At 63.9% G+C, this 12,094-nt stretch carries 17 protein-coding genes; 6 read left to right on the top strand and 11 right to left on the bottom strand.

All coding sequences use genetic code 11. From position 1 onward, the window contains the following. Positions 1–5: 5 nt before the first annotated feature. Complete coding sequence (locus DV709_RS11355) at positions 6–497, bottom strand: hypothetical protein (RefSeq protein ID WP_117594552.1); 492 nt, start codon at positions 495–497, stop codon at positions 6–8. Between the two features lie 81 nt (positions 498–578). Then, a complete protein-coding gene (locus tag DV709_RS11350) occupies positions 579–758 on the bottom strand; it encodes a hypothetical protein (protein ID WP_117594551.1) in 180 nt (59 codons plus the stop codon). 118 nt (positions 759–876) lie between these two features. On the opposite strand from DV709_RS11350, the gene DV709_RS17765 reads away from it, so the two are divergent. From DV709_RS17765 to DV709_RS11340, 3 genes are all read left to right on the top strand, one after another. Beyond that, positions 877–1,032, top strand: a complete 156-nt coding sequence (locus DV709_RS17765; RefSeq protein WP_157972722.1) for a hypothetical protein — start codon at positions 877–879, stop codon at positions 1,030–1,032. Position 1,033: 1 nt separating this feature from the next. Next, on the top strand, positions 1,034–1,828 hold the full coding sequence (locus DV709_RS11345) for a hypothetical protein (protein ID WP_117594550.1): 795 nt from the start codon (positions 1,034–1,036) through the stop codon (positions 1,826–1,828). 71 nt (positions 1,829–1,899) lie between these two features. After that, the gene (locus DV709_RS11340; RefSeq protein WP_117594549.1) at positions 1,900–2,268 is read left to right on the top strand and encodes a hypothetical protein; all 369 of its coding nucleotides are present in this window, start codon (positions 1,900–1,902) and stop codon (positions 2,266–2,268) included. A gap of 119 nt (positions 2,269–2,387) precedes the next feature. On the opposite strand, the gene DV709_RS11335 is transcribed toward DV709_RS11340, so the two are convergent. The 7 genes from DV709_RS11335 to DV709_RS11305 form a co-directional block, all read right to left on the bottom strand. Continuing rightward, a complete protein-coding gene (locus DV709_RS11335; protein ID WP_117594548.1) occupies positions 2,388–2,792 on the bottom strand; it encodes a FlaD/FlaE family flagellar protein in 405 nt (134 codons plus the stop codon). 101 nt (positions 2,793–2,893) lie between these two features. Next, on the bottom strand, positions 2,894–4,633 hold the full coding sequence (gene flaJ / locus DV709_RS11330) for an archaellar assembly protein FlaJ (protein WP_117595293.1): 1,740 nt from the start codon (positions 4,631–4,633) through the stop codon (positions 2,894–2,896). Positions 4,634–4,645: 12 nt separating this feature from the next. After that, a complete protein-coding gene (locus tag DV709_RS11325; RefSeq protein WP_117594547.1) occupies positions 4,646–6,328 on the bottom strand; it encodes a type II/IV secretion system ATPase subunit in 1,683 nt (560 codons plus the stop codon). A gap of 1 nt (position 6,329) precedes the next feature. Further along, positions 6,330–7,079, bottom strand: a complete 750-nt coding sequence (locus DV709_RS11320) for an ATPase domain-containing protein (protein ID WP_117594546.1) — start codon at positions 7,077–7,079, stop codon at positions 6,330–6,332. Between the two features lie 17 nt (positions 7,080–7,096). Continuing rightward, the gene (locus tag DV709_RS11315) at positions 7,097–7,546 is read right to left on the bottom strand and encodes a CARDB domain-containing protein (RefSeq protein ID WP_117594545.1); all 450 of its coding nucleotides are present in this window, start codon (positions 7,544–7,546) and stop codon (positions 7,097–7,099) included. Further along, a complete protein-coding gene (locus DV709_RS11310) occupies positions 7,547–7,993 on the bottom strand; it encodes a flagellin (RefSeq protein WP_117594544.1) in 447 nt (148 codons plus the stop codon). A 3-nt stretch (positions 7,994–7,996) separates the two neighbouring features. Further along, positions 7,997–8,887 (bottom strand): FlaD/FlaE family flagellar protein, encoded by an 891-nt coding sequence (locus tag DV709_RS11305; RefSeq protein ID WP_117594543.1) that lies wholly within the window; start codon positions 8,885–8,887, stop codon positions 7,997–7,999. A 367-nt stretch (positions 8,888–9,254) separates the two neighbouring features. On the opposite strand from DV709_RS11305, the gene DV709_RS11300 reads away from it, so the two are divergent. The 3 genes from DV709_RS11300 (at position 9,255) to DV709_RS11290 (ending at position 10,739) form a co-directional block, all read left to right on the top strand. Next, complete coding sequence (locus tag DV709_RS11300; protein WP_117594542.1) at positions 9,255–9,887, top strand: archaellin/type IV pilin N-terminal domain-containing protein; 633 nt, start codon at positions 9,255–9,257, stop codon at positions 9,885–9,887. 97 nt (positions 9,888–9,984) lie between these two features. Next, on the top strand, positions 9,985–10,329 hold the full coding sequence (locus DV709_RS11295; RefSeq protein WP_117594541.1) for a hypothetical protein: 345 nt from the start codon (positions 9,985–9,987) through the stop codon (positions 10,327–10,329). A gap of 32 nt (positions 10,330–10,361) precedes the next feature. Continuing rightward, positions 10,362–10,739 carry a hypothetical protein gene (locus tag DV709_RS11290; RefSeq protein WP_157972721.1) on the top strand — a complete coding sequence of 126 codons (378 nt, stop codon included), beginning with the start codon at positions 10,362–10,364 and terminating at the stop codon, positions 10,737–10,739. Between the two features lie 222 nt (positions 10,740–10,961). Here the strand turns inward: DV709_RS11290 and DV709_RS11285 are convergent, their stop codons facing one another. Next, complete coding sequence (locus tag DV709_RS11285; protein ID WP_117594539.1) at positions 10,962–11,516, bottom strand: hypothetical protein; 555 nt, start codon at positions 11,514–11,516, stop codon at positions 10,962–10,964. A 15-nt stretch (positions 11,517–11,531) separates the two neighbouring features. Continuing rightward, on the bottom strand, positions 11,532–12,026 hold the full coding sequence (locus tag DV709_RS11280; protein ID WP_117594538.1) for a hypothetical protein: 495 nt from the start codon (positions 12,024–12,026) through the stop codon (positions 11,532–11,534). Positions 12,027–12,094 lie beyond the last annotated feature (68 nt).

Genomic DNA, 12,094 nt, shown 5'->3' with positions numbered 1-12,094 from the left:
TCGGTTTATCCGAGTTCGATTTCTACAGAGTCGTGCAGGCGACCGTCGCCGGTCGCGACGAACGCGCCGAGTTCGTGAACGCCCGGGTCGGGGAGCTCCCAGGTCGTCCGGTCGGCGACTCGCTTGAGGCGACCGCTCCACGTCCGTTCGATGACTTTCGTCTCCTTGGCCCGGAAGGCGAACGACCCCGGACTGTCGCTCAGATACCGCGACTCGTCGCTTCCCTCCAGCAGTCCGTCGACGGTCCACCCCCAGAGCCGTCGCTGCGGCGTCGTCACCGTCACCGGAACCGGGAGTCGGTTCCGTATCGTGATCGTCAGGTCGACCGGTTCGCCGCGTTCGTAGCGGGTTCGCTCGACGGCGAGCCGAATCGTCAACCCGCGCCGGGCCAACGGTTGCGGGACGAACTGGCCGAGTCGCTCGGCGAGCGACCTGCCGCCCTCGTCGAAGCCGTACCGACTCTCGCGGTCCGACGAGGCGGACGCTTTCCCTGGCATAGCGGTTCGTATCGAGCGTCGCGCAGATGGCTCTGTCGACTCGCGCTCGCGTCGCTCGATCGCGTCACTCGATCGCGTCGCTCAGCTCAACAGTGCGACGAACATCAGCCCGAAGCCCGAGACGACCAGGACGGCGGCGAAACAACCCTCGATGACGCGGAGATACGTCGCGTCGGTCCTGTTCGTCCGGACGAGTCGGAGAAACGAGAGACCGACCGTCACGAGACCCAGACCGACGAACAGACCGGTGAGTAGCTGCATCGTTCGATTCGTCCGACCGTACTCGCAACGCTCGTATAAGTGTTCGTGAGTGTGTTTAACTCTGTAACGGGCGTCGGTTAAAGAAGCGTTTAATATCGTGACCGGAATTGTTCGACCCATGAACGACAGTTCTCTCCGCGCGCTGCTCTCGTCGACACCACGCGCGGATACACGACGGACAGACCGGGCAGAGGTTCCGCTCAACGTCGCGCCGTTGCTGTTGTTCGGGCTCATTCTCGTCGTCCTCACCGTCATCGCCGAGGTCAGTCTGTAGCGTGGTGCTCAGCGACGAGCGCTCAAAGCGGATCGTCTCCGGACGCGCAGGCGACACGCCCCGACCGCGCCGAGCGGCCCGCCCGACGCTCGCGTGGGTCGCGTCGCCGTGGTTGTGGGCCGTTACGGGCGCGTTCTCGGTCGTGCTCTCCGCCGAGATGGCGTTCATCGGCGTCGTCGTGTACGGCGTCTCGATTCGCACGACGCTCGCAAGCGCCGCGTCCGACCCGGTCGTCGTGCTGGCGACGCTCCTCTGTGCGCGGTTTCTGGCGTTCCGGCTCTACCAGTGGCGACGCGACTACCTCACCGACTCCGGCGAGCTCTGGGTTCGAGACTCCGGGTCCGCCGGCGCACTCGTCACCGTCGCCTCCTTTTCGTTCGTCGGTCTGGTGCCGGCGGCGGCGCTGTTTCCGTTCGCGAGCGTCTACGTCTCCGACCACATGACGATACTCTCGGCGGCCGTCGCCCTCATCACCGTTCCGGCGTGTTACCTCCTCTTGGTCTACTATCTGGGAGAGCTCACGGCGGCCGACCGGTACCGGCGACGATACCGCATCTCGCCGAGCAGTTGGCACTACCTCTGGACGTTCCCCGCGGTGGTGTTCGCCTGGATGCTCGTGTCGGGGACGACGCTGGCGCTCTCGGGAGAGACGTTCGGTCTCTCGGCGGTCGGCCAGTTCCGGATAGACGGCTGGGTCGTCGGCTACCTCGCGCTCTGCGCACCGACGCTCGTCGCGATGCTCTACTCGCTGCGCCGTCTGGTCAGCGTCCTCTTCTCCCCGCTGCCGCGGCGGTGACGACCCGCGGCAACCCGACAACCAGAGAAGTTATCATCTATCACTCTCAGCATACATTCAGTCACAGAACAATGTCGACGAAAGACAGTCCTTCCCTCCAAGCCAAAGCGCTCAGCGTCTCGAACGGTCTCAGCGCGAACCAGAAAGCAGCGGCTATCACCGCGAGCGGCCTGCTCGCGGGCGTTCTTCTCGGCGTGATGGGGTACGCGTTCCAGTTCGACCGCAACGACGTCATCATCGGCGTCGCCGCGCTCGGACTCGTCGTGTTCGCCGCCGTCGTGTTCGCGGTCGTCCGCGCGATGATCATCAGCGCCGAGATGGAAGACGACGGAACGGTTCTCGACGCCGTCCGACATCCGCTGTTCGCCGCGCTGTTCGTCAGTCTCGCCATCGCCTGCGGAGCGTTCCTGAGCGTCATCTACCGCTTCGCCATCCTCTGACGCGAAACGTTCGAAACCGGACTAATCCGTCGAGATACCGCCTCCGGTCGACTCCGTTCTACCGCCGCCGAGCGCAGTCGCTCCGCGCTCGTGGTCGTCCGAAGGGTGGTAGCCGAAGTTTACTGAACCGTGTGTTCGTCGGGGTGGCGAAGCGAGACGAGATCCGTCTCGACGTCCGTTCCGGCCATCTTTGCGATGTACTCCAGGGATTTCGCGTGTCGCTCGAACGGCGACTCTTCGAGCGACCCGAGTGCGCTGTCGATCTCGACGGGGTCGTCGCTGACTCTGTCGAGTTCCTCGAGCGAGAGGCCGCGGACGTGCCGAATCATCATCCGGCGCGCTCGCTCGCTTATCCAGTCGACGTCCCGGTAGTACGCCAAGGCGTTTATCGCGCCCGTCGGCCCGAACTCGCGGCCGAGATACCGTGCCCACTCCATCGCGGTGACGTTCTCGGCGGCGTCGCGGGGAACGGTGCCGAGATACGGTTTCGTCTGCTCGCTGCCGGCCGAACGGTCTCTTGGCATGTCAGTGTCCTCCCGCGAGTGATTGGAGCGGCCCGTTAAATACGTTTCGTAGACGAAGATACGTTGTTGATGAAACGAACGTTCGGAGCCGAAAAACAACGTCAGAACGCGACGAGGGTGCTGACGACCTCGCTCGTGATGACGGCGACGATGGAACTCGACCAGACGAGCAGCGCGAAGTGCGGCAGCGACGTCATCGAGTGGCCGCGGCCGATGACGCGGATGATCATCGACGCGAAAAACGAGTTGACGACGATCGCGACGAGCAGCAGAAACTCGATCTCGGGCATGGTGTACACCGAGGGGTTCAGAAGCGAGCCGACGATGTTCGAGTCGACGTCCATCTCCGTCGAGATTTCCTTGAGCACCCGGACGACCTCTAAGGCGACGTAGTAGGCGAACGTACTGGAGAGGACGACGCCGTAGAGCACCCCGAGCACCGTCCCGACCTCCTGTGAGCGCTTCCGACGGAGGTTCAACACGGCGGTCATGTTGCGGCTGATGAGCGTCCCGAGCTGTCTCGGCTCCCCGCCCATCCGCCGTCCCTTGACGTACATGTCGCTGAACTTCTGGATGAGGTACGACCCCGTCTCCGCGGAGAAGTACGTCCACGAGAGCTGCGAGTCGATTCGCATGTTCAACCGCCGATAGAGGTTCGAGATGTTCGCGGTGAGCGCGCCGAAGTCCTTCTTTTTGAGGCTCGCCAGAACCGACGAGGTCGAGCTCTGTTTGACGCTCTCGACGGCCCCGAGCGCGCGGATGAAGGAGGGAAACCCCTCGTCGCGGTTCTTCACCCGTTTCTCCTCTCGCTGCGTCACGACGCCCGGGAGAAGTAGCGGCGTAAACGGTATCGCCACGTACAGCGGGAGGGGAATCTTCCCGGCGTCGATGGGTAACATCCCCCGGAGCGCGGCGTAGCAGGCGGCGGTGAGCGCCAGCGACAACCCCGCGCCGGCGACGAGGCTCGTTCGGATGCGGACGTTCCTGTCGAGCGCCATCTCGCTTTGGAACCAGACGGGGTCTTTCGGTGCGATGCTGTTCATCGCGTAGAGGAACATCACCTGGACGAAGATGGACCCAAGGATGACCGCGACGAGCGCCATCGTCGGGTTGATACCGATGAGAAACGGGATAACGATCGCGAACACCAACCCGAACGTCACGGAGAGGTTCACCGACATGTAGACGTCCTTGACCAGTCCGAGGCGGTCGAGTTGGCTGCCGTAGCGGGTCGTGTAACTCTGGATGATTGAGTCCTGCTCGTTGAGGAGGAACTCGCTGATGTGTTGGCCCGCGCCGACAGAGTACGCCAGTCGTTCGAGGAAGTCCTCCATCAACGGACTGGCGACGAACTTCGCGCGCATCCGACAGGCGTCGTCGAGGCTCTGGTTCCACGTGTCGACGAGCGCGACGATGCGGCCCATCTCCTCGGCGATGGCGCCGTACTCCTCCTCGCGGGCGAGTGTCCGGAAAATTTCGACGCGGTCGATGTTCGTCGTCGAGAGGACGGTGATGTGGGTGATGAACAGGTAGAACTTCTCTCTGGTGTCCTTCCGCTTTCTGTCGTGGACGAGCTGCGGGTAGACGAGCGCGACGCCCGGCACGAAAAACGACAGCAGGACGAGCGGCGCGCTGACGGCGAGCATCGGCTCTAACGCGAGGACGGCGATGAACGTCGCTTGCCCGAACAGCAGCGCGGGCAACAGCACGAGGAACAGATACCGCTCGTACGGCATGTCCATCGTGTAGTAGCCGCGTTCGAGCGACTCCAGCATCTGCTGGAGATCGAACTGGCCGTCGGACTCCTCGCGCCCGACGTTCCCGCCCGAACCGCCGTCCATCGTCGCCACGGGTTACCGCCCGCCGGCCTCGGTGAGTCCCGCGATATCTATCGACAGCGCCTCGACGCCGTCGTTCTGGAACGTCTCGATGGCTCGGTTGACTTCGGCGTATTCGAGGACGTCCGAGTCGATGAGCCGTCGAATTATCTCGGCGCGACGCAGCAGTTCGTCATAGATAGCGCGTGAGTCCTCGAAGCCGAGAAGCGGCGCGATGCGGTCCTCTAACACGTAGGAGTTGTTCATCCCGGTGAAGATGATGTCGTCATCGATGGGGTCCCACGTGAACACCTGCCGGGTGACGACGCCGCCTTCCTGCTTCGAGTAGCCCTCTATCTCCTGGATGCTGGTGACGCGCCGAACCATGTCGTCGCCGAGTTTGACCCGGTTCTGGAACACGCAGAGGTCGCAGTTACCCATGAACGTCTCCGGGACGGCGATGGGGTCGCCGGTGAAGCGCTGGATGAGCGAGACGATGTCGCTGGCGTGGAACGTCAACATCACGGGGTGACCGGTCTGGGCGGCCTGGAAGGCCATCCGCCCCTCCGCGCCGCGGACCTCCCCGACGATGATGTAGTCGGGACGCGACCGGAGCGCGGCCGCGACGAGGTCGAACATGTCCACGTCGGTGCTGTCGTCGCTACCCTGTCCTTCGCGGGTGAGCAGTTGCTGCCACGTGCTGTGCGGGGGCATCACCTCCGCGGTGTCCTCCGCGGTGTAGATTTTGGCGTCTCGCGGGATGAACGAGAGGATGGCGTTGAGCGTCGTCGTCTTCCCCGACGCCGTCTCGCCGGCGACGAAGACGGTCTGGTCGTTCTCCAAGCAGAGCCACAGATACGCCGACATCTCGGGGCTGAGCGTCCCCCACTTCGTGATCTGGAGGATGGAGAGCGGAACCTCGTTGAACTGTCGGATCGTCAGCGACGGGCCCTTGATACTCACGTCGTCGGAGTAGATGATGTTGATACGCGACCCGTCCGGGAGCGTCGAGTCGATGACGGGGTTCGAGTCGCTGATGGGCGTGTCCATCCGTTCGCCGAGGTTTCGGAGCCAGTTTTCGAACTCGTCGGGCGACCCGAAGTCGATGCTCGTCGGGAGCATCCCGTAGGTGCCGTGGTCGGTGAAACACTCGTGCGGGCCGATGACGTGGATGTCCTCGTTCTCGGGGTCGCCCATCAGCGGCGCGAGCGGCCCGAGACCGACGATGTCGCGCTGGAGGAGATAGCGAATCGTGTCGAACGTCTCCTCGCGGACGGTGATACGCCCGCTGAGTAGCGACCCGAGACGAGTCCTCGGCGTGCCGACGTTGACGACTTCGTTCAGCAGTTCGTCGAGGTGGGCCTGAAACTGCTCGATGTCGCCGGGCGCGGGTCGAGAGACGCTCTCGTCGAGGATGCGCTGTCGGATGCGTCGGTAGGTCGCCGAGTCGGATTCGTCGAGCGAGGGTTCGACCGCGTAGTACTTCGTCGGCACGCCGGTGTCGCCGAAGACGTGGCAGAAGACGGGGTGGTCGTTCTTCACCGTCGGGTAGACGACGTTCGGGCGACGCACCTCGTGTTCGGACTCGAGTTCCTCGGTGTACACCGGGAACTCGTTGTACTCGGCGCGGAAGCGCTGGAGGTGTTCGTCCAGATGCGGGTGCTGCTGTGCGAGCGTGCGCAGTTCCCCGGAGAGCTTCGTGGTTCCGAGGTCCGACATCCTAGGCCACCGTCCGACTCACGATGCTGATGCCGCGGCCCGACTGCACGGTGAAACCGATACTGTCGTCGACCTGCTCGCCCATGCCGCCGAACTTCCGGACGAGCGCGTTGCGGCGTATCTCGCTGCCGACGCTCTTGGTCTGGATGTCGAGGTAGACGTCCGAGACCGTCCGCAGCGGGCGGAGCGTGTTCGGACTGAGCGACTCGGGGTTGACGGTGAACACGACGGTCGTTCCGTCGGTGACGACCTGTCTGAAGAACGTGATGAGGTTCTGCATCAGGTCGTCCTCGTCGTTCTCGTCGCTGATGGCCTCGAAGCGCGGGTCGTGAAGCAAGATAGAGTCGAAACCGTCGACGATGACGACGTCGCTTCGCCACATCGTCTCGGCGTTCATCAGCCGCGTCAGCATCTCGCGGCCGTCGAGGCTCGCCTCCTGCCCGTCCATTCGGTCGCGGGTGTCCACGTCCGCGTGCAGAAACAGCATCTGTTCTGCGAGCATGTGGCTGACGACGCTGTACGACAGCGAGCGCATCTGCGAGACGAATCCGGCCGCTTCCAGTTCCGTCGAGACGTACGTCACCGAGTGACCGGTCTCGCAGAACCCGAAACAGAACCGTTGTGTGAGCGCGCTCTTGCCCGCGCCGTGACCCCCCTCGATGAGGACGAGACTGCCCCGTGGCAACCCGCCGCCGAAGGAGGCGTCGATTCGGTCGCGGTCCGTCAATCCGAGTGAGTAGTATCCGTTCATGGTTCGTTGGTGGGTTGTCAGATGTAGAACAGCAACTCCGCGGAGTCGCCGTCGACGCGAACGACCGCGCGGTGTTCGCCGGCCGCGAGCGACTTCGACACGGTGATGCTCACGGTCTGGCCGGGACGCCACGCCGAAGCACCGCTGACGATTTCGACGTTCGAGACGGCGACGAACTGCCCGTCGACGAGGACGTCGATACCTCTGTCCGTCGAGAGCGTCCGCTCGCCGGTGTTCTTGACGAGCAGGGTGACCTCTTGGTTGGTGCTGTCGTAGATCGAGTCGGGGCTTCCCGGATCGCTGATTATCTCGACGTCGGTGTCGATTCCCTCGACGATACTGTCGCCGCGGGTGTCGAGCGAACTGCTGATGTCGCTGACGTTCGTCGTCAGCGTGGTTGCGACGCCCGCGGCGACGGTCAGCGCCGCGATGAACAGCACGAGCTGGGTGATGCCGTCGCTGGACATTCAGGCCGTCCCCTCCTCGACCGACGTCGAGATGCGGACGCCCAACCCGGTGACGACGTTGACTCGGTCCGGTCGTTCGGCGACGTCGTCGACGGTCATCGTGAGCGTCTCGCCGGGGACCCACAGCGTTCTGTCGGGCCCGTCGTCGACTTCGGTGTCGTACCCGGTCCGGATTTCGCCGTCCACGAGGAGATCGGTCTCGTCGACCCGGAGCGTCGTCGTCCCGGTGTTGTTCACGCTGACGACGAGCGTCTCCGTGTCTGGGTAGTACGTCGCGCTGTCGAAGGCGATATCCGTGTTTCGCTGGGTGAGCGAGCGGTCGTCCCGGTCGTCGAACGCCTCGGTGTGGGCCTCGAGGTTCTGTTCGACGACCGGGTAGAGAAAGCCGAAGCTCAGCAGAACGCCGATGAAGATGATGGTTGCGGCGGCGCTCGTGCTGAACCCCATCTGTCAGGCCGCGTTCGTCGCTCGGAGGCCGTCGAGCTTCATGATGTACGCGAAGCTCTGGCTGTGTTCCTCGCTCGTGAGGTCGTCGACGACGCCGTCGGCGGTCAGCGGCGCGGTCTCGACGCCGCCGAGCAGGTCTTCGAGGTGGTCTTTGACCGACTCGTCGATCCAGTTGATGCGCTCGTAGTAGTCGACGGCTTTCATCGCGCCGCCGGGACCGGCGCTGTCGATGAGCATCGTCATCCACTCCATCAACAGCACCTCGGTGGCGAACGACGGGGCGAGCGTCCGGAGGTACACGTCCGAAGACCCCTGTGTCCGCGGTAGCGACTCCGCGTCGACGGGCGGCGCGGGCGGCGTCGCCTCGAACGTCTCCTCGGTCGGTTCGTCATCACGTGCGCGCGAGTCCGCGTGTCCGTTCGTCTCGACGACCGAGCCGTTCGACGACTCCTCGCCGACGGAGACGACGCCGTACCGCGAGTCGCCGCCGGTTCGGCCCTCCGCGGACTGTCTCCACTGCTCGTCGAACGGGTTGACCTCCGCGGTCAGCCGGTCGTACACGCCGAGCAGCCGGGCGGTGTCGTCTTCGAGTCCGTCCAGTCGCTCGACCATCTCGTCGCGTTCGCTCTGAACGGCCCGCAGTTTCGACTGCGTCGTCTCCAGGTCGGCGGCGACCTGGTCGAGTTCGTGGCGCAGGTCCTCGATGGCGTCACCATCCGTCGCGGCGGCGTCGCCGGCGTCACCCTCGCGGGGTCCTCCCTCCTCCTCTAATTCTGCGGACTCGTCGGGGTCGTCGGAGTCGTCGTCGGGGCGGTCGGTGCCCGCTCGCCCCTCGCGTGCCTCGGGAGCGAGCGCCTCGAGTCCGAGCGAGCGCAGAACGTTTCCGATATCCATACTATGTCTGTTCTTGAAAATTAGTACGTATAAAACCTTTCCATAGGTATTAGTGTTCAGATAATTTGTATTTCGAGCGGCTCAGGGTACGTCAGATGCACCGATTCGACGCCTCCCACCCGAACCACCCATACCGGCGTTTTCGCCCATTAGAGCCCATATTAGCCACCTTCTAACACTCCCTGAGCCTGTTCTTGGCGGTCTTGTGCCTCGCCTAATCCGGCGTTATGTGTCTGAAATTATTTAATTCTAATCGTACATTATTTTGCACTAGACTGTCTTTCGAGAGCAAAGGTTTATGTTACATCACATTCTCGGGGTGAATAAGCCGCGTCGAAGGCGCGGTTAGCAAGAACCTAACCTAACCATGTTACCGTTCAACAAAGACAACGACCGAGGTCAGGTCGGTATCGAGACCCTGATCATCTTCATCGCCATGATTCTCGTGGCGGCAGTCGCCGCCGGTGTTCTCATCAACACCGCCGGCTTCCTGCAGAACAAAGCATCCGCAACCAGTGACGATTCCACCGAGCAGGTGTCCAACCAGGTCCTCGTGGCCAGCGCGGTTGGTGAAGTCAGCGATGACGAACTGGTTAACACGCTGAAGTTCACCACCATGCAGTCGCCGGGTGCCGGTGAGATCGACATGAACGACGCGACCATCGAGTACATCGGCCCGAACGGCAAGAAGACGCTTACTCACGATGCCGACGGAACGGCAGACGCCACCGCTGGTGAATTCGGCACGAGCGCGCTTAAGGACGAAGACAGCTCAATTCCGGTTCTCAACGCGAAGGACGACCGAATGGAAGTCCAGATCGCTCTCGAGGAACCCGCCTCTGGTGATGATGTCGACACGGTGACCAACGAACTTCGCGCCCTCGAAGGCGGCGAGTCCGCGACGGTCCGCTTCGTCACGCAGTCCGGCAGCCAGTACACGTACATCGTGAACGTGCCGGAATCGCTCAGCAGTTCGACTGGCGCTTCGGTCGAAGTCTAAGCCGACCAACCATCGAGGACTGACACACCCCTCGATTCTCGCGTTCGGGACCGACACACCTCCCGAACCGCGAACACACTTCTCACACCGAATCGCAATGATTGACTCGACGTTTCTGGTACTCGTAGGACTCTCAGTCCTCGCGTTCGAGTTCGACACGGCACTGTACGTCGTATGGTGTCGACTGGTCGGTATCGAACCGACGCTCATCGTCGGCTACGCGAACCTCTCGCAAGGCTGGCGCATGGTCGTCGTCACGAGTATCGGGGCATCATTCGGCGTGTTCAGCAGCGTCGTCCGCGACCTGTACGTCGGCGCGGCCGCCGTCGTGTTCGGCGCGGCGACGCTGTTCGCCGGAGTGATGCTGTACGAACTGGCACTGCACATCGCGGCCGAGGCGAACGTCTCCACGTCCGCGACCAGTTCCCGGAGCGAATCGTAACGATGTTTCCCTCCGACGACAGTCGACGGTCCGTGGACTCCGAAGACGACGACCGACGCCGGTCGGACTCGCGGCGAAGCGAGCCGCTCTCGCGCGGCGTCCTCGAACCCGCGGACCTCGACATCGAAGCGGATGACCACGTCCGAAAGCGCGGCGAACACTCGTTCGTCGTCAGAAGCGACGACGGAACGAACCGGACCGAGACGTCCGTCACCGACGAGGACGGCCCGCAGTTCGAGGTCGAACTCGCGGCATCGGTCGACGGCCGCGTCTCCCACCGGCGTTTCGTCGCCGACGACGCCGAGGAACTGCTCGCGTCGTTGGCGACGTGGTTTACGAACCACGACGACGCGACGCTCCCGGACGCGACGCTTCGAGAACTGGTAGAACGAACGACGCGAGAGGAGTAACGGGCGGCGGTCGACCCGCCGCGACTCCATCGCTTCTCGAAGGAACTCCGACACTCTCCCGCCGAGCGACGCCGTCGCGTCTCGGGCCGCCTCTCGGGCCTCGCTCAGGTCTCGCTCGGGACTCGACGTGACCCGCGTGCGGTCGTCGTCCTCGTCAACGGAATCGACACCGAGGAGAGTCAACGCCGTATCGGGTCGTTGTCGCCGGGATTTCCGACGACGCTACGCCATCCGGTCGAGTTCGCGTCGTCCGGCGAGCAACTGCGCGGTCCGCCAGAGCGCGCCGCCGAACGCGAGGACGCTCACGCTGAACAGCGCGGTCTCGGCGAGCGCCAGGAACATCGTCTGTTCGGCGTAGACGAGCCCGTAGGCGACGCCCGCGTTGCCCATCACCGCCGCGAGAAACAGCAACACCGCCTTCTTCCGGTTCGCGACGCAGCGTTCGTGTGCCTCCGTGGGTTCGTGGAGAAACGAGAGCTCCGAGGAGAGGCCATCCAACCGGTCGGGGTCTTCGAGCGCGCGAGCGAGCGAGACGCCCGCGTCGGCGGCGCGGGCGGTGTTTCGGTCCGGTTCGGTTCCCCGTCGCGCGACGAACGAGGAGAGTTCGGTCAGCGGGCGGAGTTCGGCCGACCCGCCTGAGAGCCGCCCGGCTTGTACTTCCTTCGCCTTCGTTTCGTACTCCGGCGGGTAGCCGACGCGCCGCACGAGCACCGCGGCGACGGCGCTGACGACACCGACCGCAGAGACGAGCGTGAGACTGAGTTCGGAAGCGACCATCGAACAGTCGCCCCCCTACCGCTCCCGTTCGGTCCGCGCGACGGTGTTGACCAGTTCCATCGAACTCATCTCCTCGTTCAGGTAGGCGTCGACCCACTTGGCGGTGGCGTGGTACTGCGTCTCCACGTCGTCGAAGCGCTCGTCCACCTCGGCGACGAGGCGCGCGCCGCCCCCGCCGTTGTCGACGTGGCTCACGAACTGGCTCGTCACCTCGACGAGTTCCTGGTTGTGCTCGTCTATCGACGACGCTCCCGACGTGTAGCGGACGACGAGGTCGTCGCCGCGGCGGACCATCTCTCGGACGTCGATACCGGCGTCCGCGAGCAACCAGCGCAGTTCGCCCGCGGACGACGTACCGTCGCCGTTGGGTTCCATCGTCTCGACCGGCCGTTCACGCTGGTCTTCCCGAAAGGCCAGTAGGCCCACCGCGCTCCCGCCGACGGCGGCGGCACCGAACCCGCCGACCAGTTGTCTCCGTGACCAGTTGCCAAAATTTACTCTCTCGCTCATCGTAACGTCTGCTACAGACACCCCCACCAAAAACGTACTGACGAGGCACCGCGGCCGGTGGCGTCCGA

The organism is Haloprofundus halophilus, from assembly GCF_003439925.1.
Classification (GTDB): domain Archaea; phylum Halobacteriota; class Halobacteria; order Halobacteriales; family Haloferacaceae; genus Haloprofundus; species Haloprofundus halophilus.
The sequence above is the reverse complement of the archived record's forward strand: the minus strand, read 5'-3'. Positions and strand labels throughout refer to the sequence as shown.

Excerpts from the sequence above, each read along its gene's own strand:
- DV709_RS11355 (WP_117594552.1), bottom strand. The coding sequence starts at position 497 with ATGCCAGGGAAAGCGTCCGCCTCGTCGGACCGCGAGAGTCGGTACGGC.
- DV709_RS11350 (WP_117594551.1), bottom strand. The coding sequence starts at position 758 with ATGCAGCTACTCACCGGTCTGTTCGTCGGTCTGGGTCTCGTGACGGTC.
- DV709_RS17765 (WP_157972722.1), top strand. The coding sequence starts at position 877 with ATGAACGACAGTTCTCTCCGCGCGCTGCTCTCGTCGACACCACGCGCG.
- DV709_RS11340 (WP_117594549.1), top strand. The coding sequence starts at position 1,900 with ATGTCGACGAAAGACAGTCCTTCCCTCCAAGCCAAAGCGCTCAGCGTC.
- DV709_RS11335 (WP_117594548.1), bottom strand. The coding sequence starts at position 2,792 with ATGCCAAGAGACCGTTCGGCCGGCAGCGAGCAGACGAAACCGTATCTC.
- flaJ (WP_117595293.1), bottom strand. The coding sequence starts at position 4,633 with ATGGACGGCGGTTCGGGCGGGAACGTCGGGCGCGAGGAGTCCGACGGC.
- DV709_RS11325 (WP_117594547.1), bottom strand. The coding sequence starts at position 6,328 with ATGTCGGACCTCGGAACCACGAAGCTCTCCGGGGAACTGCGCACGCTC.
- DV709_RS11320 (WP_117594546.1), bottom strand. The coding sequence starts at position 7,079 with ATGAACGGATACTACTCACTCGGATTGACGGACCGCGACCGAATCGAC.
- DV709_RS11315 (WP_117594545.1), bottom strand. The coding sequence starts at position 7,546 with ATGTCCAGCGACGGCATCACCCAGCTCGTGCTGTTCATCGCGGCGCTG.
- DV709_RS11310 (WP_117594544.1), bottom strand. The coding sequence starts at position 7,993 with ATGGGGTTCAGCACGAGCGCCGCCGCAACCATCATCTTCATCGGCGTT.
- DV709_RS11305 (WP_117594543.1), bottom strand. The coding sequence starts at position 8,887 with ATGGATATCGGAAACGTTCTGCGCTCGCTCGGACTCGAGGCGCTCGCT.
- DV709_RS11300 (WP_117594542.1), top strand. The coding sequence starts at position 9,255 with ATGTTACCGTTCAACAAAGACAACGACCGAGGTCAGGTCGGTATCGAG.
- DV709_RS11295 (WP_117594541.1), top strand. The coding sequence starts at position 9,985 with ATGATTGACTCGACGTTTCTGGTACTCGTAGGACTCTCAGTCCTCGCG.
- DV709_RS11285 (WP_117594539.1), bottom strand. The coding sequence starts at position 11,516 with ATGGTCGCTTCCGAACTCAGTCTCACGCTCGTCTCTGCGGTCGGTGTC.
- DV709_RS11280 (WP_117594538.1), bottom strand. The coding sequence starts at position 12,026 with ATGAGCGAGAGAGTAAATTTTGGCAACTGGTCACGGAGACAACTGGTC.